Below are 25,833 nucleotides of genomic sequence, written 5' to 3' on the forward strand. Positions count from 1 at the left end.
AACGCATTCGCCAAAGTGATGATTATTCTTTACAGCCGGGCCCCCGGTGATAAACTCCCGCGACCCCCGCGGATGCCCGTTCATGAACCAGCTTGCCCTGCCCTCCGAAGACGCCGCCACCCTGGCCCAGCTGCAGGACTGCGAGCAGGTGGATTTGCTGCTGCCGGACATGAACGGCCTGCTGCGCGGCAAGCGCATCACCCGCGACGCCCTGGAAAAGGTCTACCGCGACGGCGTGTGCCTGCCGATGTCGCTGATCGCCACCGACATCACCGGCAACACCGTCGAAGAAACCGGCCTGGGCTACGACATCGGCGACGAGGACCGGCTTTGCCGGCCCGTGCCCGGCAGCCTGCGCCCGGTCCCCTGGCAGCCACGGCCTTCCGCCCAGCTGTTGCTGCAGATGGAGGACGGCCAGGGCGGCCTGTTCGCCGCCAATCCGCGCGAAGTGCTGCGCCGGGTGCTCGACGGCTTCCGCGACCTGGGCCTGACGCCCGTGGTGGCGGTGGAACTGGAGTTCTACCTGCTCGACGCCGCGCTCGACGCCCAGGGCCGCCCGCAGGTGGCCCGCAACCCGGCCACCGGCGAACGCAACCAGAGCACGCAGGTCTATTACATCCAGGACCTGGACGATTACCGCGCCTTCACCGACGAGGTCAGCGCGGCCTGCCGGGCCCAGGGCATCCCGGCCGATACCGCCGTGGCCGAATACGCGCCGGGGCAGTTCGAGATCAACCTCAAGCACCGCGCCGACGCCCTGCAGGCCTGCGACGACGCGCTGATGCTCAAGCGCGTCATCAAGGCCGTCGCCGCCCGGCGGGGCCTGATGGCCAGCTTCATGGCCAAGCCCTTCGCCGACCAGGCCGGCAGCGGCGCGCACGTGCACGTGAGCCTGCTGGACCGGGAGGGTCGCAACCTCTTCGCCTGCACGCCCGAGGCGCCGGCCGATGCCCTGCGCCACGCCGTCGCCGGCCTGCAGCGCGCCAGCCGCGACTGCATGCTGATGTTCGCGCCGCACGCCAACAGCTACCGGCGCTTCGTGCTCAATGCCTTCGTGCCGCTCAACGACGCCTGGGGTTTCAACAACCGCACGGTCGCCATGCGGGTGCCGCACAGCGACCCGGCCAACCTGCGCATCGAGCATCGCATCGCCGGCGCCGACGCCAATCCCTACCTGGTCACCGCGGCGGTGCTGGCGGGCATCCTGCAGGGACTGCGCGACAAGGGCGACCCGGGCCCGCCGACGGTGGGCAACGCCTACGAACAGGGCGAGCACCGCGAACTGTTCTGGCGCGACACCCTGCGCGACTTCCTGGCCAGCGAGTTCGTCGCCAGCCACTTCGGCGAGCAATTCCGGCACATCTACGGCCAGCAGAAGCTCAAGGAGCTGCGCAGCTTCCATCGCGAAGTGACCACGCTGGAAGTGGACTGGTACCTGCGCCAGGTCTGACATGAGCCTGCGCGAGCCTTCGGCGCACGCCGACTCCTGGTACGCGCAGGGCGCCACGCCCTCGCCCGCCCACCCGCGGCTGGAAGAACGCACCCGCGCCGATGTCGTCATCCTCGGCGCCGGCCTGACCGGGCTTTCGACGGCGATCGAACTGGCCCAGGCCGGCCTGGATGTCGTGGTGCTCGAAGGCCGCCGCGTCGGCTGGGGCGCCAGCGGGCGCAACGGCGGCCAGGTGATCTTCGGTTATGGCTGCGACCAGGCGAAGATCGCCGCCCTGCTGGGCATGGAGGCTTCCCGGCAGTTGTTCCAGTGGTCGGTGGACGCCGTCGACCTGGTCCGCCGCCGGATACTCGAGCACCGCATCGACGCGCACTGGCGCGACGGCCACGCCCACGTGGCGATCAAGCCCCGCCACCTCGGCGAGCTCAAGGCCTGGCAGGCCGACCTGGCGGACAACTACGGGTACCCGCTGCAGTGGTGGGAACGTGACCAGGTGCAGGCGGTGGTGTCGAGCCCGCGCTACATCGGCGCGCTCTACGATCCGTGTTCGGGCCACCTGCATCCGCTCAACTACACCCTGGGCCTGGCGCGCGCCGCCACCGGCGCCGGCGTGCGCATCTTCGAGCACTCGCCGGTCACCAAGCTGGAACGTGGCGGCCGCCCGCTGATGCGCACGGCCACCGGCGAAGTGCAGGCCGACTTCGCGGTGCTGGCCGGCAACGCACTGGTGCATGGCATAACACCCGAGCTCGACGCGCGGGTGATGCCGGTCGGCACCTATATCGGCGCCACCGCGCCGCTGGGTCCGGAACGCGCACGTGCGCTGATCCGCAACGACATGGCGGTGGCGGACACCAACTGGGCCCTGGACTACTTCCGGCTCAGCCGCGACCACCGGCTGCTGTTTGGGGGCCGTGCCAGCTATTCCACCTTGCCGCCGCCGGGACTGGCCGGGGTGATGACCCGGCGCATGCGGCGAGTCTTCCCGCAGCTGGGCGACGTTGGCTTCGAGCAGGTCTGGGGCGGGCTGATCGACATCAGCCTCAACCGCGCCCCGCACTGGGGTCGGCTGGGCGACAACGTCTATTTCGCCCAGGGCTTCAGCGGCCACGGCGTCGCCGCCACCGGCCTGGCCGGACAGGTCATCGCCGAAGCCATCCGCGGCCAGGCCGGGCGCCTGGACGCCTTTGCCCGCATTCCGCACCGGCCGTTCCCTGGCGGCCGGACCCTGCGCACGCCGCTGCTGGTGGCGGCGATGGCCTGGTACAAGCTGCGCGACGCGCTGTGGTGAGCGCGTCGCGCGCCCCGGTCAGGCCGTGGGCTGCACGTTGGCGTTGAGGCGGAACAGGTTGCCCGGGTCGTAGCGGTTCTTCACCTGCACCAGCCGCTCGTAATTGCCCTGGTAATTGCCACCGACCACGCGGGCGGATTCGTTGGTGACCTCGTTGGCGTACCAGCCGTCGGTGAACCGCTCGAAAGGCTTCCACTCCTCCCGAATGTAGGCCACGTGCTGCTCGGGCGACTCCGCCAGCGGCCAGCGCACGAAGAACAGCATGTTGGCGATGGCCTTGCGCTGTGCGAACGCGGTGGCGTCGGCCGGCACCCGGCTGATCGCGCCGCCGGCATGCTGGAACGCCAGCATGGTGCCGCGTTCGACGAAGCCGTCGAAGTTGTCCGCGATCAGGTCCACCAGCGCGTCAGGAAGCTCATTGATGAAACCCGACTTCAGGTACTGCGCGTGGTTGCGCGGGTCGGAGTTGTCGTGGATCTGCTGGATGGCGACGTAGTCACGCCGTTCGATGCCGTCCCGGATCGGCTTGCCGGCCTTGTACAGCGGCGCGAGCACGGCTTCCGCCTTCTCCTCGGGGCCGGAGTAACACACGTGCATGCCGACGATGCCGTCCGGCTTGCCGATGGGCGAGTTGGCCATCATGTCGAGGTACAGCTCGTCCGGCGCCTGCCGTGAATAGTCGGCATAGAACCGCGCGATGTCGCGGAGCTGGGACAGCGGGAAGAGCAGGTCGCCGCCGACCACCGTTCGCTTCATCGGATGGAGCTGGAACTCGAAGCGGGTCACCACGCCGAAATTGCCGCCACCGCCGCGCACGCCCCAGTAGAGGTCCGGGTGCTCCTCGGCGTTTGCGTGCACCAGCTTGCCGTCTGCGGTGACGATGTCGACCGCCGTCACGTTGTCCAGCGCCAGGCCGAAACGCCGCGCCAGGCGGCCAAAGCCACCGCCCAGGGTCAGGCCACCCACGCCCGTGTGCGACACCGTACCGGCGGTGGTGACCAGGCCCTGCGCCATGGCCTCGTGGTCGAGCGAGGCCAGCAGGCTGCCACCGGCGACATGGGCGCGGCGCGTGCGGGCATCCACGTGGGTGCCACGCAGCGTCGACAGGTCGATCTGCAGGCCGCCGTCGCAGGTGGACTTGCCGCCGTAGCTGTGGCCACCGCATTTCACGGCCAGCAGCAGGTCCCGCTGCCGGGCAAATTCCACCGCGCGCATGACGTCGGAGGCCCCGGTGGGCTGCACCACCAGCGCCGGGTACTTGTCGATGCCGGCGTTGACCACCCTTCGAGCGGCGTCATAGCCCTCGTGGCCCGGGAGCAGCAGACGCCCCTGCAAGCTGTCGCGCAATTCCTCCAGTGCCGCGTGTTCCAGCGTCAGCTTGCGCCCGTCCAGGCCGATGGCTTCGACGGCGCCATCCACCCTGGACAGCGTTTGCACGGCTTGCGCGAGGGCGGCGGAAGTGGGCAGCGCGGCAACGGCGGCTGCACCGAGCGCGGTTTGCATGAATCGGCGTCTTTGCATGACCTCTCCCCTTTCGTGGCGGGACGGCCCGACGGGGCAGGTCCCGTGACTTCATGACGTGCCCTTGCGGCACCACGCGCACGACCTCGTGCCGATCGCCGAAGCCCAAGCCCCCTGGACTCCCTGCAGAGCCAGCCCGGTCGCTGTCCTGGAGTGGAACGCACTCGGGCGCGGCTCCCGGCCGGTCCGGGTTTGCTTGACGCGGATCGTTCCGGGAAGTTATATAACCACTTGGTTATCTTCAGGCTGACCCATGGCCGACCGACTCAGCGCCACCTTCGCCGCCCTCGCCGACCCGACCCGGCGCGCCATCCTGGCGCGGCTGACCGAGGGCGAGTGTTCGGTCACCGCACTGGCGGAACCGTTCGCCATGAGCCAGCCGGCCGTGTCCAAGCACCTCAAGGTGCTCGAGCGTGCCGGCCTGGTCAGCCGCGGGCGCGAGGCGCAGTGGCGCCCGTGCCGCCTCGATGCCGGCCCGCTGAAGGACGCGACCGACTGGCTCGAACCCTATCGCCAGCTTTGGGAAGCCCGCTTCGACCGCCTCGACGCCTACCTGGCCGAACTGCAGGCCGGGGCTGGCCCGGCGAGCAAGTCCAAGCCCAAGCCGCGCAAACCCCGCTGACCCATCCATCGATTACCCGACAGGAGCCCCCGATGGCCATCACCGCGATCCACCCCTACCTCAACTTCCAGGGCAACTGCGAAGAAGCCTTCGCCCATTACGCCAAGGTGCTGGGCGCCAAGAACACCGGCATCTTCCGCTACGGTGACGCGCCGCCGGAGCCGGGCGAGGCGTCGACATCCTCGCCGGAGGGCTGTAATCCCGCGCTGCCGCCTGGCTTCGAGGACAAGGTGATGAACACCGCCCTGCGCCTGGGCGACATGATCCTGATGGGCAGCGACTGCCCGCCCGGCATGTCCGAGCCCGGCGCCAACTTCACCGTTTCGATCCAGGTCACCGACGAAGCCGAAGCCGAACGCCTGTTCGCCGGCCTGATGGAAGGCGGCGGCAAGGTGCAGATGGCCATGGGCGAAACCTTCTGGGCCCGGCGTTTCGGCATGGGCGTGGACCGGTTCGGCACGCCCTGGATGGTCAACTGCGACCGGGAGGCCTGAGCCATGGCGCGCACCACCCTGCAGGCCGACCTGGCCGAGCGCCAGGTCATCCTCACCCGTGATTTCCAGGCGCCGCGCGAGCTGGTGTTCCAGGCCTTCACCGATGCCGGCGCCCTCGCGCGCTGGTGGGGCCCGCATGGCTTCAACACCGAGATCGTCGAAAACCAGGTCCAGGCCGGCGGCCGCTACCACTTCGTGATGCGCGACGGCGAGGGCAACGCCTACCCGGTACGCGGCCAGTACGTCGAAGTGACGCCGCCCGGGCGCCTGGTGATGACCGACGACTGCAGCTGCATGCCTCCCGAGTGGCTGAGGGAACACGCCGCCGACGAGATGGCCCGCGGCGAGGCGATCGTGAACACCAGCGTGACCACCTTTGAAGACCTGGGTGATGGCCGCACCCGCATGCGCATGGAAATCACCTGCCCGAACAACCGCCTGCGCGACGGCCTGGTCAAGGCCGGCATGAACGAAGGCTGGGGTGAGAGCTTCGAGAAGCTCGACGCCGCGCTGCGAACCCCCTGACCTGTCCCGGGAGCCGAACCGATGAGCGCCACCGCCGCACCACCGGCCCGCGAGGGCCAGGACGAACTGATCATCGTCCGCGACTTCCGCGCCCCGCGCGCGCTGGTCTTCCGGGCCTGGACCGACGCGAGCATGCTGCCGCGCTGGTTCTGCCCGGAAGGCTGCGACCTGCCCTTCCAGCGCTTCGACCCTCGGGTGGGCGGCAGCTACCGCGTCTGCCTGCGCGGCAGGGAAAGTGGCACCGAATGGTGGATGCAGGGTGAGTTCCTGGCCATCGAGCCGAACGAGCGCATCGTCTTCACCCACGTCTGGGACGACGTGGCCCGCCGCCCCGACCAGGACTCCGTGGTCACCGTCACCTTCTCCGACACGCAAGGCGGCACCCGCATGCACTTCCACCAGCAGCGTTTTGCATCCGAATTCGAGCGCGACGACCACCGCGGTGGCTGGAACAGCTGTTTCAACCGGCTCGAGGCCCTGGTCCGGCACTGAGCCGACGCCCGAGCCCGGGACCGCGCTAGAACTTCAACCGCACCCCGCCGTTGACCACGAACCCGTCCAGGGGCGCCCAGGCATCCACGGTCCACTGGCCATCGCTGGTGCGGCGCTGGCGCAGCATCGGGTCATGCTTGCTCTGGCGAACGTCGAGGATGTTCTCCAGGTTGAGGAAGAGGCTGACGTTGCCCAGCACGATCTCGCCAAGCGCACCCAACTCGACGTAGGGACGGCTGCGGCGGCGCCATGGGTTGTCGTCCAGCGCCTGGGTCCCCGTGTAATACGCCTCGAGCCCGATGCGGCCGCGGCCATGCTGTTCCCACATCGCCACGATGCCGGCGGAATGACGGGGCGTCAGGGACACTGCACGGCGGCCGCCACCTTCGCCCGGCTCGTCGGCGTCGGTGTAGACGTAGCTGCCGGTCACCGTGGTGTCACGCCAGCGGTAGCGCAGCAGAAGCTCGCTGCCCCGGGTGCGGGTGACACCCCGCACGTTGATCAGCTGCACGCGTTCACCTGGCGCGGACAGCGAATCGACCAGTCGCACCGCATCGTTGATGTTCGACGCGAACAGGCTCACGTTGGTTTCCCAGGGGCCACGGGTATAACCCACGTCGATCGAACCGGTCGTCGCCGTTTCCGCCTGCAGCCCTTGCAGGGGGTCGAGACGGGACAGGCCGGCGGCCTCGATTTCCTCCACGAAGGGCGTGGGTGCGTAGAAGCCCCCGCCCATGGCCGCCCGCAGGGTCCAGTCGCCGGGCCGGAAAAGCAGCGACACGCGCGGACTGAGGTGCCCTCCGTACTCGCTGTGCTCGTCCCAGCGGGCGCTACCGGAGAGCGTCAGGTCTCCACCCAGCGCCTGCTCGGCCTGCACGAACACCGCCGGCACCGTATGGCGGTAATCGAACTGCCGGAACTGCCGCAACCTGAACCGGTCCTGCTGCGCCGCCACGCCGGCCAGCCAGCTCGTGTCGCCGAAGCCGGAGGCATAGGTTGCTTCGGCGAAACCCGTCCAGTGGGCGTCCTGTTCCAGGGATTCGCCGTAACGATGGCGATGGTCGGTCGACATGGCCGAAGCACGCAGCTGCAGACGGTCCGTCTCCCGGAGCGGGATCTCGACCACGGCGCCCGCGTCATGGCGATCGGTGTGCTGTTCCAGCGCGAATGGCTGGCCATCGGGCGCGAGCCGGCCGGGCAAGGTGCCGCCCCTACGGCTTTCGCGCGTGCTGCCGCCGGTCACCAGCGCGCGGGCGCCCGTGTCCGCTTCCCAGAAGAGGCGCGGGCGCAGGGTGGAGCGTTCATAGCCGGGCATGTCGGCCCAGCCATCGCTGTCCAGGTCCTGGCGATCCTGCCGGTGGTGGCCGGCCACCACCGACAGCCCCCATTGCCCGGTGAGTGGCCCGGCGGCATACCCCGTCAGGTCCTGGCCTCCGCGGCTGGTGGCGTTGAACAACATCTCGGCCTCGCGGGTTTCGCGCGGCCGACGGGAAACAAGGTTCACCACGCCGCCCAGGGCCGCCGGGCCGTATAGCGCCGACGCACTGCCCTTGATGATCTCCACGCTGCCCAGGTCGGTGGGTGGAATCTGCAGCAGGCCGATTGACGAAGACTGGCCGCCGTACAACGGCAACCCATCCGCCAGCAGCTGGGTGTAGCGGCCGCGCATGCCCTGGATGCGGATGTTCGACCCGCCCATCCCGGGCGATGTGTTCTGTACGCGAACGCCTGCGGTTTCAGCCACCAGCATCGACACGTTTCCCGGCGACATCAGCAGTTTTTCCTCGATTTCCTCCCTCGGGACCACGTCCACCCGGATGGGGTCGTCGCTGACACGACGGCCCGAGCGGGTGGACTGCACCACGACGGCTTCCAACGCCACCGCGTCGTCGTGGTCGTCGTGCGTCGTCGCCGGCTCATGCGCGCGCGTGGTGGTGGAACCGGCGAAAAGGGCGATGCCCAGGGCCAGTGCAAGGGGGTTGAGGGACGAAGTCATGGAAACGGAGGGCGCAGCCAGGCCGCAGGATGGCGAAGAGGCGTGTCTTGTAAACCCTGAAGTGACTACAGGGTCAAGCGGCAGGCGTTGGCTGCAAGGCTTCGAGCACGCGGCAATCGGCGACGCGCCCACCCGGGCAGCTCCCGAGCATCCGTCCGAGCTCGGCCTGCAAGGCCTGAAGATCCCGGATCCTGAGGCCGATGTCGGCGATATGGGCTTGAACGAGGCCGTCCACCGAGCTGCATTGGAAGTCCCGCTGCTCGCCAAGCGCGATGAGTTCCCGGATCTGCTCGATGGAAAAACCGAGTTCGCGCGCCCTGCGGACGAACGAAAGGCGCTCCAGGTCCTTGGCGCCGTAGTAGCGGTAGTTGCCTGCGGAGCGCATGGCCTCGGCCAGGAGGCCGATCTTTTCGTAATAGCGGATCGTCTCCACCTTGGTGCCGGTCTGGCGGGCCAGCTGGCCGATGGTGAACGTTGCGGACATGGGCTTGACCCTGTAGTGGCTACAGGGTTGATAAAGGTTACCGGAGCCGATTTCAAGACCGGGATCCCCCGACAGGAGCCCCCCGTGGACCATTGCTGCAGCCAGAAGCGCCAGGACCTGCAGAGCCTCGCCCTTCACAGCGCCCAGCGGCGCGTGCTGGTCGCGCTGCTGGTGATCAACCTGGCCATGTTCCTGCTCGAGTTCGGTGCCGGGGTGGTGGCTCGTTCCAGTGCGCTGAAAGCCGATGCGGTGGACATGCTGGGCGACGGCATCGTCTACGGCCTGAGCTTGTGGGCCGTGAACCGGGGCCCCCGGTGGGAAGCCGGTGCCGCCCTGGTCAAGGGCCTGCTGATCCTTCTGCTGTTCATGTTCATCGTCGTCGAACTGATCGGCAAACTGGTCAACGGCGTGCCGCCCTCCAGCACCCTGATGCTGGTCTTCGGTGCGATGGCGCTGGTGGCGAACCTCACCTGCCTCGCGTTGCTGTGGCGGTTCCGCGTACTCAACATCAACATGAAGAGCACCTTCGAATGTTCCCGCAACGACGTGGCGGCGAACCTCGGCGTACTGGTCGCGGCCTGCGGCGTCGCGTTGACCGGACGCGGCTGGCCGGACATCGTCGTTGGTGCCGCGATCGGCTTGCTGTTCCTGCGGTCCGCCCTGCGCATGATCGCCGAGGCCTGGCCAGCATGGCGGGCGGCGCGGACAGGGTGAGTCGGCCGTCGCGGAAGGGCGGCCTCAGGACGCCAGGTTGATCCAGGTCGCCTTTACTTCGGTGTACTTGTCGAAGGCATGCAGCGACTTGTCCCGGCCGTTGCCGCTTTGCTTGTAGCCGCCGAACGGCGCGGTCATGTCGCCGCCGTCCCAGTAGTTCACCCAGACGCTGCCGGCGCGCAGCTTTCGCGCGACGCGATGGGCGCGACCCAGGTCGGCCGTGAAGACACCGGCGGCCAGGCCGTAGTCGCTGTCGTTGGCGATGGCGAGGGCTTCGGCTTCGTCGTCGAAGGCGATGACGCTGAGCACGGGGCCGAAGATTTCCTCGCGCGCGATGGTGTGGCTGGCGGCCACGTCATCGAAGATGGTCGGCGCCACGTAGCAGCCGCCGTCGACGGTGGCCAGGCGCTCGCCGCCGATCACCACGCGGCCGCCCTCTTCCCGGCCCCGGGCGATGTAGTCGAGCACGCGCCGGGTCTGGCCTTCGTCCACCAGCGCGCCCATCGGCGCGCCCGGTTCCAGCGGGTGCCGGGGCTGCATGGTTTCGCCGTGCCTGGCGACGCGCGCGACGAACTCGTCCTTGATGCGGCGCTCCACCAGCAGGCGAGAGGCCGCGGTGCACACCTCGCCCTGGTTGTAGAAGATGCCGCTGGCCGCCGCCTTGGCCGCCAGGTCCAGGTCCGGGGCGTCGGCGAAGACCAGGTTCGGGCTCTTGCCGCCGCATTCGAGGTAGACGCGCTTCATGTTCGATTCGCCGGCACACACCAGCAGGTGCTTGCCGACGGCGGTCGAGCCGGTGAACACCAGGCCGTCTACGCCCATGTGCCGGGCCAGCGGCTCGCCGGTGTCCTTGCCGAAGCCGGGCAGGACGTTCAGGACGCCCGGCGGCAGGCCGGCCTCCATGGCCAACTCAGCGAAGCGGATGGCGGTCAGCGGCGACTTTTCGGAGGGCTTGAGCACCACCGAATTGCCCATCGCCAGCGCCGGCGCCAGTTTCCAGGCGGCCATCAGCAGCGGAAAGTTCCAGGGCACGATGGCGGCCACCACGCCCAGCGGTTCGCGGGTCACCAGGCCCAGTTCGTCGGAGCCGGTGCTGGCGATCTCGCCGTAGACCTTGTCGATGGCCTCGCCGGTCCAGGCCAGGCAGCGCGCGGTGGCGGCCATGTCCACGTTCAAGGCGTCGTCGATGGGCTTGCCCATGTCCAGGGTTTCGAGCAGCGCCAGTTCGTCGGCGTTCGCGCGCACCAGCTCGGCCAGGCGCACCAGCACCTTCTTGCGCCAGGCGGGCTTGGCCTGCGACCAGTCGCCGGCATCGAAGGCCCGGCGCGCGGCACGAACGGCCCGGTCCACGTCCTCCGACCCGCAGGCGGCCACCCCGGTCAGCACGCGCCCGTCGATCGGGCTCAGGCACTCGAAACGTTCGCCGCCGGCGGCGTCCACGTAGCGGCCGTCGATGAAGGCCTGGTTCCGGAAGGACAGGCGCTGGGCGAGGGCTTCCCAGTCGGCGCGGGTCTTGGGGTCGGTCATGGCGGGCCTCAGAAAGTGGGGGGCGTGCTGGCGCTGATGATCACGGCATCATCGTCGCCGAGGTTGCGGAAGCGATGCGGCTGCCGGCATTCGAAATAATAGGCTTCGCCGGGGCCAAGCACCCGCCGTAGCGCGCCGACCGTGATCTCCACCCGGCCTTGCACCACCACCCCGCCCTCCTCGCCTTCGTGGGTGATCATGGACTCGCCGGTGTCGCTGCCCGGTGGCATCACTTCGCGCAGCACGCACATGCGCCGGTTGCGGCTGCGATGGCCGACCAGGAAATAGTGGATGTCGTTGTTGCCGACGTCGGGCAACTCACCGGCCGCGTAATAGGGACTGTCGCCGACGTCTTCCAGGTCCTGGGTGAAAAAGTCGGCCAGCGAGATCGGAATGCCGTCGAGCACCTTCTTCAGGGAACTGATGGACGGGCTGACCTTGTTTTGCTCGATCAGCGAAATGGTGGAGTTGGTCACCCCCACCCGCTTGGCGAGTTCGCGCTGGCTCAGGCCCTTGCTCTTGCGCACGGCCTGGAGCCGGATGCCGATGTCCAATGGACGTCTCCACGCGGAAATTGCTCAATATTTGACACCGTTTGTAAAGTTTATTCAACACTGATAGCGTTTCCGCCGCTTCCCTTCCCCAACGCCTGAGCCCCGCCATGTCCGCCTCCCAAACGCCCGCCCTCGCCGACCTCCAGGCCCAGGCGACCGCCGCGCCCGAACACCATGACGCGTTCTGGATGCCCTTCACCGCCAACCGCCAGTTCAAGAAGTCGCCGCGGCTGCTGGCGAGCGCGGAGGGCATGTATTACCGCAGCACCGACGGCCGCGAGATCCTCGACGGCACCGCCGGACTGTGGTGCGTGAACGCGGGACACGGGCATCCGCACATCGTCCAGGCGATCCAGAAACAGGCGGCCACCCTGGATTACGCACCGACCTTCCAGATGGGCCATCCGCTGCCCTTCGTGCTGGCCGAGCGGCTGGCGAAGCTGGCACCCGACCCGCTCAAGCACGTGTTCTATACCAATTCGGGCTCGGAATCGGTGGACACGGCGCTGAAGATCGCCCTGGCCTATCACCGCGTGCGCGGCGAAGGCCAGCGCACCCGGCTGATCGGCCGGGAAAAGGGCTACCACGGCGTCGGGTTCGGCGGCATTTCGGTCGGCGGCATGGTCAACAACCGCAAGTTCTTCGGGCCGATGCTGCCCGGCGTCGACCACCTGCCGCACACCCTGGACATTGCCCGCAACGGCTTCAGCCGCGGCCTGCCGGCGCACGGCGCCGAACTGGCGAACGAGCTCGAGCGCCTGGTCGCGCTGCACGACGCCAGCACCATCGCCGCCGTGATCATCGAACCCGTCTCCGGCAGCGCCGGCGTGGTGCTGCCGCCCGAGGGCTACCTCCGGCGCATCCGCGAGATCTGCGACAAACACGGCATCCTGCTGATCTTCGACGAAGTCATCACCGGCTTCGGCCGGGTCGGCGAGGCCTTCGCGGCCCAGCGTTTCGGCGTGGTGCCGGACCTGATCACCACCGCCAAGGGCCTGAGCAACGGCGCCGTGCCCATGGGCGCGGTGTTCGCCACCTCGGCCATCCACGATGCCTTCATGCACGGGCCGGAAGGCGCCATCGAGCTCTTCCACGGCTATACCTACTCCGGCCACCCGTTGGCCTGTGCGGCCGCCCTGGCGACCCTGGACGTCTACGAGGGCGAAGGGCTCTTCCAGCGGGCCATCGAGCTGGGGCCCTACTGGGAACAGGCCATCCATGCCCTCAAGGACCTGCCCAACGTCGTCGACATCCGCAACTTCGGCCTGGTGGGCGCCGTGGAGCTGGCGGCCCGGCCCGAGGGCGCGGGCCTGCGCGGCTACGAGGTCTTCAACCGGGCCTTCTTCGAGCAAAACCTGATGGTGCGCTGCACCGGCGACGTGATCGCCCTCTCCCCGCCCCTGATACTGAACAAAGAGCACATCGACCGGATTTTCGACCGCTTGGCGGCTACCATACGCGCCACCGCCTGACCGGGCGGCCCGCTTCCCCTTCAGACAGACCCGCCCCGGGAGGGCAGTTGCATGCTTATCGGCGTCCCCAAGGAAATCAAGAACCACGAGTACCGCATCGGCCTGACCCCGGCCGGCGTCCGCGAACTGTGCTCCCACGGCCACCAGGTGATGGTGCAGCGCGACGGTGGCAAGGCCATCGGCCTCACCGACGAGATGTATGAAGCCGCCGGCGCCAGCATCGTCGACAGCGCCGCGGCGATCTTCGCCAAGGCCGAGATGATCATCAAGGTCAAGGAACCGCAGCCGGTCGAGTGCGCGATGCTGCGCAAGGGGCAGATCCTCTACACCTACCTGCACCTGGCCCCGGACCCGGAGCAGACCGCGGCCCTGGTGAAGTCGGGCTGCACCGCCATCGCCTACGAAACCGTCACCGACCGCAAGGGCGGCCTGCCGCTGCTGGCGCCGATGTCGGAAGTCGCCGGTCGCATGTCGATCCAGGCCGGCGCGCACGCGCTTGAAAAGGCCCAGGGCGGCGCCGGCGTGCTGCTGGGCGGCGTCCCGGGCGTGAAGCCGGCCAACGTGCTGGTGCTCGGCGGCGGCGTGGTGGGTCTCAACGCCGCGCGCATGGCCATGGGCATGAACGCGCGCGTGACCATCCTGGACCGTTCGCTCGACCGCCTGCGCTACATCGACGAACTCTACGGCGACCGCATGACCACCCTGTACTCGACCGTGGACACGGTGGAATACCTGCTGCCCTTCGCCGACCTGGTGGTCGGTGCCGTGTTGGTCCCGGGCGCCGCCGCGCCCAAGCTCATCACCCGCAAGCAGCTGGCGCTGATGAAGCCCGGTTCGGTGCTGGTGGACGTCGCCATCGACCAGGGCGGTTGCTTCGAGACCTCCAAGGCCACCACCCACCAGAACCCGACCTACGAAGTGGACGGCATCATCCACTACTGCGTCGCCAACATGCCCGGCGGCGTCGCCCGCACTTCGACCTTCGCGCTGACCAACGCCACCCTGCCCTATGCGGTGAAGCTGGCCAACCACGGCCTGCAGGCGATGCTGGCCGACGAGCACCTGCTCAATGGCCTGAACGTGCATGCCGGCAAGGTCACCTACGAAGCCGTCGCCCGCGACCTGGGTTACGAGTTCGTGCCGGCGGCCGAGGCGCTCAAGGCCTGACAGTCCCTTGTAGGAGCGGCTTTAGCCGCGAATCTCTTCTTTGCCACAGGCAAAGTCAAAAGATTCGCGCCTGAAGGCGCTCCTACAGGCCACCCCATCGAGGCCAGCGCGTATGCGACGGATCGGTCATTTCATTGGCGGGCAGGTCGTAAACGGCGATGGCGAGCGCCTGGCCGATGTCTTCAATCCCGCCACCGGCGCCGTGCAGGCGCGGGTGGCGCTGGCTTCCAACGAAGACGTCAAAGCCGCGGTGACGTCGGCCCAGGCGGCCTTCCCGGCCTGGGCGGCCACGCCGCCGCTGGCGCGGGCCCGCATCCTGTTCCGTTACAAGCAGCTGCTCGAAGCGCACGCTGACGAGCTTGCGGCTGCGATCACCGCCGAACACGGCAAGGTCCTGGCCGATGCCCGCGGCGAAGTGACCCGCGGCATCGAGGTGGTGGAGTTCGCCTGCGGTGCGCCGCACCTGCTCAAGGGCGAGCACTCGATGGACGTGGGCCGCGACGTTGACTCGTGGTCCGAGCGCGCGCCCCTGGGCGTGGTCGCCGGCATCACGCCGTTCAATTTCCCGTGCATGGTGCCGATGTGGATGTTCCCGGTGGCCATTGCCTGCGGCAACAGCTTCGTGCTCAAACCCAGCGAACGCGACCCGACGGCGCCGATGATCCTGGCCCGCCTGCTGCAGGAAGCCGGCCTGCCCGACGGCGTGTTCAACGTCGTGCACGGCGACAAGACCGCGGTCGATGCCCTGCTCGACGACCCGCGCGTGCAGGCGGTCAGCTTCGTCGGCTCGACGCCGATCGCCGAATACATCTATGCGCGCGGCAGCGCCGCGGGCAAGCGCGTACAGGCCCTGGGCGGCGCCAAGAACCACATGGTGGTGCTGCCCGACGCCGATCTCGACCAGGCGGCCGCGGCGCTGCTCGGCGCGGCGTATGGCTCGGCCGGCGAGCGCTGCATGGCGATCTCGGTGGCGGTCTGCGTCGGCGACGCCACCGCCGACGCGCTGGTTGCGCGGCTGGCGCCGAAGGTCGCGGCGCTGCGCGTCGGCGCGGGCGACCAGGGCGAACCCGACATGGGTCCACTGGTGACCGGTGCCCACCGCGACAAGGTCCAGGACTACATCGACGCCGGCGTGGCCGAAGGCGCCGAGCTGGTGGTCGATGGCCGCGGCCTGCAGGTGGACGGCGCGCCCGATGGTTTCTTCCTCGGCGGCTGCCTGTTCGACCGGGTCACGCCCGGCATGCGCATCTATCGCGAGGAAATCTTCGGCCCGGTGCTGTGCGTGCTGCGCGTGCCGGATTTCGACGCGGCGCTGGCGCTGGTCAATGCACACGAATACGGCAACGGAACGGCGGTGTTCACCCGCGACGGCGACGCCGCCCGCCAGTTCGCGCACCAGGTGCAGGCCGGCATGGTCGGCATCAACGTGCCGATCCCGGTGCCGATGGCCTTCCACAGTTTCGGCGGTTGGAAACGCAGCCTGTTCGGCCCGCTGCACATGCACGGCCCCGATGGCGTGCGCTTCTACACCCGGCTAAAGACCGTCACCGCCCGCTGGCCCACCGGCGTGCGTGATCCCGAGTTCGTCATGCCCACCATGAAATGACGCAACCGCGTGTAGGAGCGCCTTCAGGCGCGAATCTCTACTTTGCCAAAGGCAAGCAAAGTCAAAAGATTCGCGCCTGAAGGCGCTCCTACAGGTTGGGGAAATAGCGCCGGAGCTTTTCCACTTTCGGCATCGAAACGTATTGGATGTAGGGCGCTCCCGGATTGCGCGCCGCGTAGTCGTGGTGCGCTTCTTCGGCGACGAAGAAAGTATCCATGTCCTCGATGGTGGTCTCGATCGGTCCCGCGTACACGCCTGCTTCCTGCAGCTGCGCCAGGTAGGCGCCGGCGACGTAACGCTGGTCGGCGTCGAGCGGGAAGATCGCCGACCGATACTGCGGTCCGACGTCGTTGCCCTGCCGGTCCTTCTGGGTCGGGTCGTGCGCCACCGCCATGAACACCTTGAGCAACTGGCCGAAGCTGATGCGATCGGGTTCGTAGCGAATGCGGATGGCCTCGGCGTGGCGGGTCCGGCCGCTGCAGACGGCTTGGTAGTTGGCGGTGTCGGCGCTGCCGCCGGCATAACCGGGCAGGACTTCGGTCACCCCGGCCAACTGCCGGTACACCGCTTCGGTGCACCAGAAGCAACCGCCGGCCAGCACCAGTTCGCCGCGGTCGTGGGCGGTGGCGATGTCCTGGGCCGGATCGGGAACGTCGCCGGGCGGGACGCGCAGGCCCTGGCCGGGCACGTCGCAAGTTTGGTTGGCCATTTGGTATCTCCTGTAGGAGCGCCTTCAGGCGCGAATCTTTTGACTTCGCCTTTGGCAAAGAAGAAATTCGCGCCTGAAGGCGCTCCTACAATCAGATGGGGGTCAGGCTGTCCTGCATCAAGGCTTCGGCGTCCTCGGCGCAGAAGTCGCCCTCCCAGCGCGCCATCAGCGCCAGGTAAAGCAACTTCTCGAATTCCGGGCGGAAGCGCCGGATGACCGAGTCCGGATCCGGCATCAGCTTGGCGTCGGCGATCAGGCCAAAGTGCACCGCGCCGTTGTAACTGAGGATGGAAATGCCCAGGCCGATCGAACCGTTCTGCGGCACCCAGAACATCAGGTCGGTGATCTTGCTGCCGCCCAGGTACAGCGGCATCTGCGGCCCCGGCACGTTGGTGGCGACGGCCGAAGCCTTGCGGCTGAACATCTCCAGCGCGAAGGCCTGCACGGCCGGTGGCGCCATGCCCACCGCCGCCAGGGCCCCGAAGGTGGCCACCGCCTGCCGGGACTTGCGCAGGACCTTCATCGAGGCGGCGACGCGCTCGAGTCGTCGCATCGGGTTGGGCTCGCCCACCGGCAGGTCCAGGAACACCAGGCCGAAGTGGTTGCCCAGCTGCTTGGCATGCTCCAGTGGCCGCAGGTTCACTGGCACGGTAGCGCGGATGGTGATGCCGTCGAGCTGCTCGCCGCGCTCGATCATGTAGCTGCGCAAGGCGCCGGTGGCCGACGCCAGCAGGAGGTCGTTGACCGTGCAGCGCAGGGCCCGGCTGACCGACTTCACTTCGTCCAGCGACAGCGGTTCGGCCCAGGCCACGCGCTTGCTGACGCCCAGGCGACCCTTGAGCACGGTGTCGGGATCGTCGGACAGCGAGAGCGCCAGGCCGATCTCCCGGGCGATGTCCACGCCCTCGCTGGCCAGCACGGCGGCCAGGGAGGGGTCGCGATAAAAATCCATGCCCTTCTCGAGCATCTTGTTGCCCAGCTGCATGTAGCGGTCGATCGCACCCACGCGCTTGGCGACCGGGGCGTGTTCTTCCTTCTTCAGCCAGCGCTTGGCAAGCGACTTCCTGCGCTTGTCGTCCTCGCCCATCTCGGTGAGCGAAAGCAGCACCTGCACCAGGGCGATGCCGTCGGCGTAACAGTGGTGGATGCGCGAAATCAGCGCCGAACCGCCGTCGTAACGTTCGACCAGGTGGAACTGCCAGAGCGGCTTGGATTTATCCAGCGGCGTCGAGGCCAGCTGGCTGGTCAGGCGTTCGAGCTCGCGCTTGCCGCCCTTGCCCGGCAGCGCGGTCAGCCGGATGTGCCAGTCCAGGTCGAAGTCGACGTCGTCCTGCCAGACCGCGCCGGTGGGCCCGTCCACGGCCTTTTGCCGGAAGCGCGGATAGGCCAGGAATTTCTGTTCGATCACCTTGCGCAGGGTGCGGATGTCGAGATGGGACTCGAACATCATCACGCCGGTGATCATCATCAAATTGGTGGCACGCTCCATGCGCAGCCAGGCGGTGTCCACCCGCGACATCGGCGTCTTGCGGACCTTCTTGCGCGCCTCGGCCATGTTTCCTCCCCGGTTCAGGGCAGGATGCCGGCCGCGTGGCGTGGGCGTCAACGCCGGGCGGCGCCGTCGGCCTTGACGGTCTCGTAGGCAGCCAGGGCGGCCTCACGGCTTTCGCGCAGGTCCACCAGCGGTTGGTCCGGGTATTCGGGCGCCTTTTCCCGCAGCAAGTCGGCGTGCTCCCAGGGTGCCGCCAGGGCCTTGTCCGGCAGCTGCGCCAGTTCCGGGACCCAACGGCGGATGTAGTCACCGGCCGGGTCGAAGCGTCCGGCCTGCGCGACCGGGCTGAAGATGCGGAAGTACGGCGCGGCGTCGGCGCCTGTGCCGGCGGTCCACTGCCAGCCCTGGGTGTTGTTGGCCAGGTCGGCGTCCACCAGGGTGTCCCAGAACCAGTCGGCGCCGTGGCGCCAGTGCAGGCGCAGGTTCTTGGTCAGGAAGCTCGCGGCGACCATGCGCACGCGGTTGTGCATCCAGCCGGTGGTCCAGAGTTCGCGCATGCCGGCGTCCACCAGGGGCACGCCGGTGCGGCCACGCTTCCAGGCCGAAAGCAGCGCCTCGTCCGGATCGACCCAGGGGAAATCCTCGAACTTCGGGTTGAGGTTGTCCTGGGCGGTCTGCGGGAAGTGGTAAAGCAGGTGGTGGCTGAACTCGCGCCAGCCCAGCTCCGAGAGGTAGTGCGTGAGGTCGGCTTCGATGGCCGCCGGCCAGTCCCCGTCCTGCAGCGCCTTGACGATGGTGCGCGGCGAAATCTCGCCAAAATGCAGGTGCGGCGACAGCCGCGAGGTGCCGACCCGGCCTGGCTTGTCGCGTTCGGCCTTGTAGCCGCGCAGGGCGCCGTCGAGGAAAACCTCCAGCATTTCCAGCGCGCCCGCCTCGCCGGGGGCCCAGTGCTCCCAGAAGCCAGCGTCCCAGTCCGGTTCGTGTGCCGGCGGCCGCAGGCCCAGGTCGCCCACGTCCAGACCCGCCAGCGTCACCGGCGGTTCGGGCAGGCGCTTGGGTGCGCTGCCGGCGCGCAGGCCTTCCAGCCGCTGACGGGCGTTTTTCCAGAATGGCGTGAATACGCGGTAGGGACCGCCCTGACCGGTCTGCACCGTCCAGGGTTCGACCAGCAAGGCGGCGTTGTGGCTCTCGACCGGGATGCCACGGGACTTGAGCCCCTGTTTGATGCGCGTGTCGCGGGCGATGCTGGCCGGTTCGTACAGGCGATTCCAGTGCAGTGCCGCGGCCTGGGTCTCTGAAATGAGCTTCTCGAGTTCGGACAGGCTGTCGCCCTGGCGGATCACCAGACGCGAGCCGCGTGCCTGCAGGTCGGCGTCGAGCGCCTGCAACGAACGATGCAGCCAGGCGCGGCTGGCGGCACCCGGCGCCCACGGCGCCTCTTCTTCCGGGGCGTGGATGTAGACCGGCACCGGCACGTGGCCGGCATCGAGCGCGGCCTGCAGGGCCGGGTTATCGGCCAGGCGCAGGTCGCGGCGGAACCAGACCAGGGCGTTGGACATCGGCGCTCAGCCCGCCCGCACCATCGGACGCACGGCCTGGAAGCCGCCGTCGAGGGCGACCACCTGGCCGGTGACCCAGGCGGCGTCTTCAGACAGCAGGAAGGCGCCCAGCGCCGCCGCGTCCTCGGCTTCGCCGTGGCGGCCGAGCGGGTACTGGGCCTTGATCGACTTCACCGAAGCCTCGTTCGACAACAGGCGGGCCGTAGCCGGCGTGCGCATCAGGCCCGGGGCGATCGCATTCACGCGCAGGCCCGAGGCGGAGTAGTCGGCGGCCAGCGCCCGCACCAGGCCTTCGACACCGCCCTTGGCCGCGGCGATGGCGGCATGGTTGGCCACGCCCATGCCGGCGGCGACCGAACTGAAGAACAGCAGGCTGCCGCCCTGCCCGGCCTTGTGTACCCGCGGTGCATAAGCCTGGGCGACGAAAAACGCGCTGTCGAGGTTGGCGGCCAGGCAGTCGCGATACATGGCCTCGGTCGTGCGGGGCAGCGAGCCCAGCACCACGGCGCCGGCGCAGTGGGCCAGGGCCATCGGCGGCGACCCGAAGGCGCCCTCTGCAGCCGACAGCGCGTGGTCGGCGCCGGCGGCCGTGGAGACGTCGGCTTCTATCACCAGGTCGGCGGGGTCGGCTTCCAGCTTGTCCGGCTGGCGGGTCACCAGGGCCAGGCGCCAGCCGGCGTCACGCAGGCGGCTGGCCAGGGCGGTGGCGACGCCGCCGGAGGCACCGGTGATCAGGCAGGTGGGCATGGGCAGGTCCGTCGAACGTGTCGCCACAGCCTAGCGCCCACCCCCGTGTTCCGGTCGTGAACCATCGGCCAGCGATGCCCGCAGCAGCCGGGCCTGCTCGCGGATCGCGGCCAGCTCGGCCGCGGGCTTGCGCCCCAGGTGCGACCACTGCCCAGACCGCGTCGGTGGCCGGATCGAAGTCGTCGAAGACCGTGGACTGCCGGTCGAGTTGGACGCCCAGGACCAGCACCAGGTGATGCAGTGGTTTTGCCATCCCGGCAGTGTGCCGGCGGCGCCGTGCGGGCGCCGACAAGGCGGCCCGGACCGCCCGGTCCTCAGCCGCCGATGTATTCGCGCGGGATGCGGCCGTTGAGCCCGACGAGGATTTCGTAGGGGATGGTGCCCGCGGCGAGGGCCACGTCTTCGCAGCGGATCGCCTGGCCGCCCTGCCCGCCGATCAGCACCACCTCGTCCTCGTTGTAGGCCGTGCCGGCCGGCCCGATGTCGACCATGAACTGGTCCATGCAGATGCGCCCGACGATGGGGTAGCGCTGGCCGCGCACCAGCACCTGGCCGCGCGAACTGAGCGCCCGTGGGAAGCCGTCGCCATAACCGATCGGCACGGTGACCACGCGGGTGGCGACCTGCGGTGCCCAGGTGCCGCCGTAGCTGACCGGGTCGCCGGCCGGCACCACCTTGAAGTAAACGACCTGCGAGGCCAGGCTCATCGCCGGCCGCAGGGCCACGGTCGGTCGCGAGGCGGCGTCGGGCAGCACGCCGAACAGCGCGATGCCCGGCCGCACCAGGTCCAGGTGGGTTTCGGGGAAATGCAGCACGCCGCCGGAGTTGGCCAGGTGCCGGACCGGCATCGGGGCACCGAGCCGGTCGAAATGGGCGCAGGCGTCGAGGAACCGTTCCAGCTGCCGGGCCGTGGCCGGCGAGTCCGGATCGTCGGCGCAGGCCAGGTGCGAATAGATGCCCTTGATGTCGCAGTGGCGCGAAGCCAGCGCGGCCTCGATGAAGGGACCGGCGTGGTAGCTGTGCACGCCAATGCGCTCCATGCCGGTGTCGATCTTCAGATGCACGGTGGCGCGCTGGCCCAGGGACTCGGCCGCGGCCTCGACCTGGCGCAGTTTGTCGATCGACGACACCGTGATTTCCAGGTTGTTCGCGATCAGGCTCGCGGCCTGCGGCCCGAAGACGCCGCCCATCACCAGGATCGGCAGGCTGACGCCGGCGCGGCGAAGGGCGATGCCCTCTTCCAGGAAGGCCACGCCCAACTGGCCGGCCCCGTTCGCCTGCAGGTGCAGGCCCACGCGGGCCAGTCCGTGGCCGTAGGCATTGGCCTTGATGATCGGCATCACCGGCACGCCGGCGTGGGCGCCCAGGGCGCGCAGGTTGTGGGTGATGGCGTCCAGGTCCACGCGGATGCGCGTGGGCCGCTGGCTGAAGAGGTCGTCGCGCTGGCTGGCGGGGTCCATCGGCCGATTCTAGCCCGGGCCCGGCCTATTCGAAGCTGCCGACGCTGTCCCGGGCCAGGTTGTCGAAGCGGGTGTATTCGCCGAAGAACTTGAGCTTGAGCGTGCCGGTGGGGCCGGAACGCTGCTTGGCGATGATCACTTCGGCCAGACCCTTGTCGGCCGAGTCCTTGTGGTAGTACTCGTCGCGGTAGATGAACATGATGATGTCGGCGTCCTGCTCGATGGCACCCGACTCACGCAGGTCGGCCATGACCGGGCGTTTGTCGGTGCGCGACTCCAGGCCACGGTTGAGCTGGGACAGCGCGACCACCGGCACGTTGAGCTCCTTGGCCAGGGCCTTGAGCGAGCGCGAGATCTCGGAAATCTCGTTGGTGCGGTTCTCGCCGGTGCCGGGCACCTGCATCAGCTGCAGATAGTCGACCACGATCAGGCCCAGGTCGTGTTCGCGCTTGATGCGCCGCGCCTTCGAGCGCAGCACGTCCGGCGACAGCGCCGGCGTGTCGTCGATGAAGACCTTCACTTCCGACAGCATCTTGATCGCCATGTTCACCCGCGACCAATCCTCGTCCTCGAGCTGGCCGGTGCGCAGGCGGGTGGCGTTGATGCGGCCGATGGAGGAGATGAGTCGGAACGCCAGCTGCGAGGCCGACATTTCCATCGAGTAAACCGCCACGGCCTTCTTGGACTTGATGGCGCCGTATTCGGCGATGTTCAGCGCCAACGTGGTCTTGCCCATGGCGGGACGGGCCGCCAGGATGATCAGGTCCGACGGCTGCAGGCCGGCGGTGAGCTCGTCGAGGTCGGTGAAACCAGTGGCCAGGCCGGTGACGTTGCCCTGGTTCTCGTAGCGTTCCTGCAGGACCTGGAAGGCTTCCTTCATCGCGTCGCGCAGGGTGACGAAGTCGGCGCGGCCGCGGCGGCCCTGCTCGGCGATCTTGAAGACCTTCTGCTCGGCGGCCGACAGCACTTCCTGGCTGTCGCGGCCGTCGGGCTGGAAGCCGTCGTTGACGATTTCGGTGCCGGCTTCGATGAGCTGCCGCAGCACGGCCTTCTCGCGCACGATCTCGGCGTAGGCCTTGATGTTGGCGGCCGAAGGCGTGGTGCTGGCCAGCTCGATCAGGTAGCCGGTGCCACCGATTTGTTCACTGAGCGAGTTCGACTCGAACCATTCGCCCAGGGTGACGGCGTCGAAGGGTTTGTTCTTGTCGCTCAGGTCGCGGATGGCGCGATAGATGAGCCGGTGGTCGCGGCGGTAGAAGTCGTTTTCGGTGAGGAAGTCGCCAACCCGGTCGAGCGAATCCGGCGCCAGCATCAGGCCGCCCAGCACCGCCTGCTCGGCCTCCACCGACTGGGGCGGCAGGCGCAGCGCGTCGATCTTGGCGTCGGTTCTGAAGGAGTCGGGACGTGCGGACATGTTCGCCTTTTTCTAATTATCGACGTGGCGGGCCACGCGGGCCAGGTCGGTCATCCTAACGACCTGGCCTTCCAAGCGTTAGGCATAACCCTGTGCATAACCGGTGGGCATCTCATACCCGCCCGGGCTCTCATATCGTGAGATTGGCGCAGGAAATGCAAAGGGGGCGCCGAAACGCCCCCTGTCCGGGTCTCCGTGGCGTGCGCCTATTCGACGCAGATCGCGTCGCCGGCGTCGCCCTTGCCGGTGCCGCCGGCCTCTTCGCACAGCAGCAGGAACAGGTTGCAGCTGCCGCCTTCGCCGGTATTGGTGCAACAGGTGATGGTCTTGGTTTCGCTGCTGCAGTCCGCGGTCTCGTAGGCCTGGGGATTGCCGTCCGGATCCACGGCCGGCGCGAACCGGCCGGGCGTCGGCACCGTGCCAACGGGTGGCTTGCGCGCCGGGGCCGCAACCCGCGCCGGCCGTGCCGCCGGTGCCTGGCTGCGCTGCTTGGCGTCAATTTCGTCCGGTTCGACGCCCTGGCTGGCCGCGGTCGCCGTCGCCGGCTTGCGGGTCTCGCTGGCCGATGCGGACGCCGCCACCGCGACGAGGGCCATGGCCACGATCGTTGCCATCATTAGTCGGAGGCTGGGTTTCATGGGGTTCTCCTTGTGCCGGGGGGGCATCCAGGAATAACGCACCACGGCACGCCGGGGGGCCAAAAAGACGAAGGCCGCCCCGGGGGGCGGCCTTCGGCGGTCCGCATGGCTCGCGGATCAGGCTTCGGCTTCGACGATCACCTTGACGGTGGTCTGGGCGTCGGCGTGCAGGCGCACTTCGATGTCGAACTCGCCGGTGCGGCGCAGCGGGCCTTCGCCCAGCACGACTTCGTTCTTCTCCAGCGCGAAACCGGCCTTGGTGAAGGCTTCGGCGATGTCGCGCGGGCCGATCGAACCGAACAGCTTGCCTTCGGTCGAGGCGTTGGCGGCGATGGTCACCGACGCGCCCTCGAGCTTGGCCTTGCGGGCTTCGGCGTCGGCCAGCTGGGCGTTGGCCTTGGCTTCGTACTCGGCGCGCTTGGCTTCGAACGCGGCCACGTTGTCGGCGGTCGCCGGCACGGCCTTGCCGTAGGGGATCAGGTAGTTGCGGCCGTAGCCCGGCTTGACCTTCACCTTGTCGCCCAGGCCGCCGAGGTTGACGACCTTCTGCAGGAGGATCAGTTCCATTTTTTTAACTCCGTAACGTTAGCGGGGCCGGTGGCCCCGCAACTGTGGCTGTCCGTCAGGATCAGTTCTGGTGGTTGTCGGTGTACGGGATCAGGGCCAGCTCGCGGGCGCGCTTGATCGCGGTCTGCAGCTGGCGCTGGTACTTGGCCTTGGTGCCGGTGATGCGGCTCGGCACGATCTTGCCGTTTTCGGTCAGGTACTGGCGCAGGGTGTTGAGATCCTTGTAGTCGATCTCCTTGACACCCTCGGCGGTGAACTTGCAGAACTTGCGGCGGCGGAAGAACTTGCTCATGTCGGTCTCCTGGCTCAGGCCGCGTCGGCGTTGGAATTGCGGTTGTCGTTGTCGCCGTCGTTGCGGTCGCCGGACTCATCGTCCTCGCGGCGCGGGCGGCGCTCGGTCTTCTCGTCCTTGCTCTTCATGATCAGGGACTGCTCGGTCACCGCCTCGTCGCGGGCGATGATCATGTGGCGGAGGACCGCGTCGTTGAAGCGGAAGCCGTCGACCAGCTCGGTCAGCTCCTTCTGGCCGCACTCGATGTTCATGAGCACGTAGTGGGCCTTGACCAGGTTGTCGATGGCGTAGGCGAGCTGGCGGCGACCCCAGTCTTCGAGACGGTGGATCTTGCCTTCACCGCCCTCGATCAGCGACTTGTAGCGCTCGATCATGGCCGGCACCTGCTCGCTCTGGTCCGGATGGACCATGAAGACGACTTCGTAATGGCGCATTGCTGTTTCCTTGTGGATGCGGCCGAGGATTCGGCCTGGCAGCCCCCGGCCGGGATGCATGGCATCCGCCGTGGAGCAAGGTCTCCCCGGGATGGGGAGCCGCGTATTATGCCGGCAATGGGGTTTCCCGCGCAAGTTCAGGCACTTGCGGGCCCCGGGGCGGCTAGGCGGCGCGATCGGCCTTGGTGCTGAAGGACTCGCCGCAGCCGCATTCGTCCTCGATGTTCGGGTTCCTGAACACGAACTGCTGGTTCAGGCCCTGGCTGACGAAGTCGATTTCGGTGCCGTCCACCTGGGGCAGGCTGTGGGCGTCCACGAACACCTTCACCCCGTCGGTCTCGAAGACGGTGTCGTCCGGACCCGCGGCCGTGGCCATGTCGACCACGTAGGCAAAGCCGGTGCAGCCGGACTTGCGGACGCCGAAACGCAGGCCCAGCGTGCCCGGCGTTTCAGCCAGGTACTTGCGGATGCGGGCGGCGGCGGCGGGGGTGAGCGTGATGGCCATGGCGGGGTCCGTGATTAGTCGGGGGCGAGGCAGCGCACAGTATACCGGCGCTGCGCCGGGACGCGCCTGCGGGTATCCTTGCGCACTTAACCAGATGGGCC

The 25,833-nt window shown here is 68.4% G+C and carries 26 protein-coding genes; 10 read left to right on the plus strand and 16 right to left on the minus strand.

Features of this window, described 5'->3' with window-relative positions; translation table 11 throughout:
- Positions 1 to 82: 82 nt before the first annotated feature.
- Both N788_RS02310 and N788_RS02315 read left to right on the plus strand, forming a co-directional pair.
- Positions 83 to 1,450, plus strand: coding sequence for a glutamine synthetase family protein (locus N788_RS02310; RefSeq protein WP_034220451.1), 1,368 nt, complete (start codon positions 83 to 85; stop codon positions 1,448 to 1,450).
- A 1-nt stretch (position 1,451) separates the two neighbouring features.
- Complete coding sequence (locus N788_RS02315) at positions 1,452 to 2,741, plus strand: NAD(P)/FAD-dependent oxidoreductase (RefSeq protein WP_034220453.1); 1,290 nt, start codon at positions 1,452 to 1,454, stop codon at positions 2,739 to 2,741.
- An 18-nt stretch (positions 2,742 to 2,759) separates the two neighbouring features.
- Here the strand turns inward: N788_RS02315 and N788_RS02320 are convergent, their stop codons facing one another.
- Positions 2,760 to 4,262 (minus strand): FAD-binding oxidoreductase, encoded by a 1,503-nt coding sequence (locus N788_RS02320; RefSeq protein WP_084695853.1) that lies wholly within the window; start codon positions 4,260 to 4,262, stop codon positions 2,760 to 2,762.
- 253 nt (positions 4,263 to 4,515) lie between these two features.
- Here N788_RS02320 and N788_RS02325 point away from each other — a divergent pair, with 253 nt between their 5' ends.
- From N788_RS02325 to N788_RS02340, 4 genes are read left to right on the plus strand one after another with little or no spacing between them, the layout of a single operon-like run.
- A complete protein-coding gene (locus N788_RS02325) occupies positions 4,516 to 4,884 on the plus strand; it encodes an ArsR/SmtB family transcription factor (protein ID WP_034220454.1) in 369 nt (122 codons plus the stop codon).
- Positions 4,885 to 4,916: 32 nt separating this feature from the next.
- Entirely contained in the window at positions 4,917 to 5,378 is a 462-nt protein-coding gene (locus N788_RS02330; RefSeq protein ID WP_034220456.1) for a VOC family protein, read from the plus strand.
- 3 nt (positions 5,379 to 5,381) lie between these two features.
- A complete protein-coding gene (locus N788_RS02335) occupies positions 5,382 to 5,903 on the plus strand; it encodes an SRPBCC domain-containing protein (protein WP_034220457.1) in 522 nt (173 codons plus the stop codon).
- A 21-nt stretch (positions 5,904 to 5,924) separates the two neighbouring features.
- Positions 5,925 to 6,395: an SRPBCC family protein gene (locus N788_RS02340; protein ID WP_034220458.1), complete on the plus strand. Its 471-nt coding sequence runs from the start codon at positions 5,925 to 5,927 to the stop codon at positions 6,393 to 6,395.
- 25 nt (positions 6,396 to 6,420) lie between these two features.
- Here N788_RS02340 and N788_RS02345 read toward each other — a convergent pair whose 3' ends face one another.
- Positions 6,421 to 8,391 (minus strand): TonB-dependent receptor plug domain-containing protein, encoded by a 1,971-nt coding sequence (locus N788_RS02345; protein ID WP_084695838.1) that lies wholly within the window; start codon positions 8,389 to 8,391, stop codon positions 6,421 to 6,423.
- A gap of 73 nt (positions 8,392 to 8,464) precedes the next feature.
- Positions 8,465 to 8,875, minus strand: a complete 411-nt coding sequence (locus N788_RS02350; RefSeq protein WP_034220459.1) for a MerR family transcriptional regulator — start codon at positions 8,873 to 8,875, stop codon at positions 8,465 to 8,467.
- A gap of 84 nt (positions 8,876 to 8,959) precedes the next feature.
- On the opposite strand from N788_RS02350, the gene N788_RS02355 reads away from it, so the two are divergent.
- On the plus strand, positions 8,960 to 9,589 hold the full coding sequence (locus N788_RS02355) for a cation efflux transmembrane domain-containing protein (protein WP_034220461.1): 630 nt from the start codon (positions 8,960 to 8,962) through the stop codon (positions 9,587 to 9,589).
- A gap of 24 nt (positions 9,590 to 9,613) precedes the next feature.
- On the opposite strand, the gene N788_RS02360 is transcribed toward N788_RS02355, so the two are convergent.
- Together N788_RS02360 and N788_RS02365 are read right to left on the minus strand one after the other, a co-directional pair.
- The gene (locus N788_RS02360; protein WP_034220462.1) at positions 9,614 to 11,116 is read right to left on the minus strand and encodes an aldehyde dehydrogenase; all 1,503 of its coding nucleotides are present in this window, start codon (positions 11,114 to 11,116) and stop codon (positions 9,614 to 9,616) included.
- Positions 11,117 to 11,124: 8 nt separating this feature from the next.
- The gene (locus tag N788_RS02365) at positions 11,125 to 11,670 is read right to left on the minus strand and encodes a cupin domain-containing protein (protein ID WP_034220464.1); all 546 of its coding nucleotides are present in this window, start codon (positions 11,668 to 11,670) and stop codon (positions 11,125 to 11,127) included.
- 107 nt (positions 11,671 to 11,777) lie between these two features.
- On the opposite strand from N788_RS02365, the gene aptA reads away from it, so the two are divergent.
- From aptA to N788_RS02380, 3 genes are all read left to right on the plus strand, one after another.
- Positions 11,778 to 13,142, plus strand: coding sequence for an omega-aminotransferase AptA (gene aptA, locus N788_RS02370; protein WP_034220465.1), 1,365 nt, complete (start codon positions 11,778 to 11,780; stop codon positions 13,140 to 13,142).
- A gap of 51 nt (positions 13,143 to 13,193) precedes the next feature.
- Positions 13,194 to 14,309, plus strand: a complete 1,116-nt coding sequence (gene ald, locus N788_RS02375; protein WP_034220466.1) for an alanine dehydrogenase — start codon at positions 13,194 to 13,196, stop codon at positions 14,307 to 14,309.
- Between the two features lie 112 nt (positions 14,310 to 14,421).
- Complete coding sequence (locus tag N788_RS02380; RefSeq protein WP_034220467.1) at positions 14,422 to 15,915, plus strand: CoA-acylating methylmalonate-semialdehyde dehydrogenase; 1,494 nt, start codon at positions 14,422 to 14,424, stop codon at positions 15,913 to 15,915.
- An 88-nt stretch (positions 15,916 to 16,003) separates the two neighbouring features.
- Here the strand turns inward: N788_RS02380 and msrA are convergent, their stop codons facing one another.
- The 11 genes from msrA to N788_RS02435 form a co-directional block, all read right to left on the minus strand.
- Complete coding sequence (gene msrA / locus N788_RS02385) at positions 16,004 to 16,624, minus strand: peptide-methionine (S)-S-oxide reductase MsrA (RefSeq protein WP_034220468.1); 621 nt, start codon at positions 16,622 to 16,624, stop codon at positions 16,004 to 16,006.
- A gap of 91 nt (positions 16,625 to 16,715) precedes the next feature.
- Entirely contained in the window at positions 16,716 to 18,179 is a 1,464-nt protein-coding gene (locus tag N788_RS02390) for a WS/DGAT/MGAT family O-acyltransferase (protein WP_034220470.1), read from the minus strand.
- A gap of 47 nt (positions 18,180 to 18,226) precedes the next feature.
- On the minus strand, positions 18,227 to 19,675 hold the full coding sequence (locus N788_RS02395) for a cryptochrome/photolyase family protein (protein WP_051924261.1): 1,449 nt from the start codon (positions 19,673 to 19,675) through the stop codon (positions 18,227 to 18,229).
- Between the two features lie 6 nt (positions 19,676 to 19,681).
- Positions 19,682 to 20,422 carry an SDR family NAD(P)-dependent oxidoreductase gene (locus N788_RS02400; RefSeq protein WP_034220471.1) on the minus strand — a complete coding sequence of 247 codons (741 nt, stop codon included), beginning with the start codon at positions 20,420 to 20,422 and terminating at the stop codon, positions 19,682 to 19,684.
- A gap of 314 nt (positions 20,423 to 20,736) precedes the next feature.
- Positions 20,737 to 21,882, minus strand: coding sequence for an alanine racemase (alr, locus tag N788_RS02405; protein ID WP_051924262.1), 1,146 nt, complete (start codon positions 21,880 to 21,882; stop codon positions 20,737 to 20,739).
- Positions 21,883 to 21,907: 25 nt separating this feature from the next.
- A complete protein-coding gene (locus tag N788_RS02410) occupies positions 21,908 to 23,296 on the minus strand; it encodes a replicative DNA helicase (protein WP_034220472.1) in 1,389 nt (462 codons plus the stop codon).
- A 206-nt stretch (positions 23,297 to 23,502) separates the two neighbouring features.
- Positions 23,503 to 23,934, minus strand: a complete 432-nt coding sequence (locus tag N788_RS02415; protein WP_152560337.1) for a hypothetical protein — start codon at positions 23,932 to 23,934, stop codon at positions 23,503 to 23,505.
- Between the two features lie 117 nt (positions 23,935 to 24,051).
- Positions 24,052 to 24,501, minus strand: a complete 450-nt coding sequence (rplI, locus tag N788_RS02420) for a 50S ribosomal protein L9 (protein WP_034220474.1) — start codon at positions 24,499 to 24,501, stop codon at positions 24,052 to 24,054.
- 61 nt (positions 24,502 to 24,562) lie between these two features.
- Positions 24,563 to 24,793 (minus strand): 30S ribosomal protein S18, encoded by a 231-nt coding sequence (rpsR, locus tag N788_RS02425; protein ID WP_034220475.1) that lies wholly within the window; start codon positions 24,791 to 24,793, stop codon positions 24,563 to 24,565.
- Between the two features lie 14 nt (positions 24,794 to 24,807).
- Positions 24,808 to 25,227, minus strand: a complete 420-nt coding sequence (rpsF, locus tag N788_RS02430) for a 30S ribosomal protein S6 (RefSeq protein ID WP_034220477.1) — start codon at positions 25,225 to 25,227, stop codon at positions 24,808 to 24,810.
- A 163-nt stretch (positions 25,228 to 25,390) separates the two neighbouring features.
- On the minus strand, positions 25,391 to 25,732 hold the full coding sequence (locus N788_RS02435; protein WP_034220478.1) for a HesB/IscA family protein: 342 nt from the start codon (positions 25,730 to 25,732) through the stop codon (positions 25,391 to 25,393).
- Positions 25,733 to 25,833 lie beyond the last annotated feature (101 nt).

This window comes from Arenimonas donghaensis DSM 18148 = HO3-R19 (assembly GCF_000743535.1).
Classification (GTDB): domain Bacteria; phylum Pseudomonadota; class Gammaproteobacteria; order Xanthomonadales; family Xanthomonadaceae; genus Arenimonas; species Arenimonas donghaensis.

Excerpts from the sequence above, each read along its gene's own strand:
- rpsF (WP_034220477.1), bottom strand. The coding sequence starts at position 25,227 with ATGCGCCATTACGAAGTCGTCTTCATGGTCCATCCGGACCAGAGCGAG.
- N788_RS02320 (WP_084695853.1), bottom strand. The coding sequence starts at position 4,262 with ATGCAAAGACGCCGATTCATGCAAACCGCGCTCGGTGCAGCCGCCGTT.
- N788_RS02340 (WP_034220458.1), top strand. The coding sequence starts at position 5,925 with ATGAGCGCCACCGCCGCACCACCGGCCCGCGAGGGCCAGGACGAACTG.
- N788_RS02335 (WP_034220457.1), top strand. The coding sequence starts at position 5,382 with ATGGCGCGCACCACCCTGCAGGCCGACCTGGCCGAGCGCCAGGTCATC.
- N788_RS02395 (WP_051924261.1), bottom strand. The coding sequence starts at position 19,675 with ATGTCCAACGCCCTGGTCTGGTTCCGCCGCGACCTGCGCCTGGCCGAT.
- N788_RS02315 (WP_034220453.1), top strand. The coding sequence starts at position 1,452 with ATGAGCCTGCGCGAGCCTTCGGCGCACGCCGACTCCTGGTACGCGCAG.
- N788_RS02415 (WP_152560337.1), bottom strand. The coding sequence starts at position 23,934 with ATGAAACCCAGCCTCCGACTAATGATGGCAACGATCGTGGCCATGGCC.
- N788_RS02325 (WP_034220454.1), top strand. The coding sequence starts at position 4,516 with ATGGCCGACCGACTCAGCGCCACCTTCGCCGCCCTCGCCGACCCGACC.
- N788_RS02390 (WP_034220470.1), bottom strand. The coding sequence starts at position 18,179 with ATGGCCGAGGCGCGCAAGAAGGTCCGCAAGACGCCGATGTCGCGGGTG.
- N788_RS02435 (WP_034220478.1), bottom strand. The coding sequence starts at position 25,732 with ATGGCCATCACGCTCACCCCCGCCGCCGCCGCCCGCATCCGCAAGTAC.
- N788_RS02400 (WP_034220471.1), bottom strand. The coding sequence starts at position 20,422 with ATGCCCACCTGCCTGATCACCGGTGCCTCCGGCGGCGTCGCCACCGCC.
- N788_RS02380 (WP_034220467.1), top strand. The coding sequence starts at position 14,422 with ATGCGACGGATCGGTCATTTCATTGGCGGGCAGGTCGTAAACGGCGAT.
- aptA (WP_034220465.1), top strand. The coding sequence starts at position 11,778 with ATGTCCGCCTCCCAAACGCCCGCCCTCGCCGACCTCCAGGCCCAGGCG.
- ald (WP_034220466.1), top strand. The coding sequence starts at position 13,194 with ATGCTTATCGGCGTCCCCAAGGAAATCAAGAACCACGAGTACCGCATC.
- N788_RS02360 (WP_034220462.1), bottom strand. The coding sequence starts at position 11,116 with ATGACCGACCCCAAGACCCGCGCCGACTGGGAAGCCCTCGCCCAGCGC.
- rpsR (WP_034220475.1), bottom strand. The coding sequence starts at position 24,793 with ATGAGCAAGTTCTTCCGCCGCCGCAAGTTCTGCAAGTTCACCGCCGAG.
- N788_RS02410 (WP_034220472.1), bottom strand. The coding sequence starts at position 23,296 with ATGTCCGCACGTCCCGACTCCTTCAGAACCGACGCCAAGATCGACGCG.
- N788_RS02350 (WP_034220459.1), bottom strand. The coding sequence starts at position 8,875 with ATGTCCGCAACGTTCACCATCGGCCAGCTGGCCCGCCAGACCGGCACC.
- alr (WP_051924262.1), bottom strand. The coding sequence starts at position 21,882 with ATGGACCCCGCCAGCCAGCGCGACGACCTCTTCAGCCAGCGGCCCACG.
- msrA (WP_034220468.1), bottom strand. The coding sequence starts at position 16,624 with ATGGCCAACCAAACTTGCGACGTGCCCGGCCAGGGCCTGCGCGTCCCG.
- N788_RS02345 (WP_084695838.1), bottom strand. The coding sequence starts at position 8,391 with ATGACTTCGTCCCTCAACCCCCTTGCACTGGCCCTGGGCATCGCCCTT.
- N788_RS02330 (WP_034220456.1), top strand. The coding sequence starts at position 4,917 with ATGGCCATCACCGCGATCCACCCCTACCTCAACTTCCAGGGCAACTGC.
- N788_RS02310 (WP_034220451.1), top strand. The coding sequence starts at position 83 with ATGAACCAGCTTGCCCTGCCCTCCGAAGACGCCGCCACCCTGGCCCAG.
- rplI (WP_034220474.1), bottom strand. The coding sequence starts at position 24,501 with ATGGAACTGATCCTCCTGCAGAAGGTCGTCAACCTCGGCGGCCTGGGC.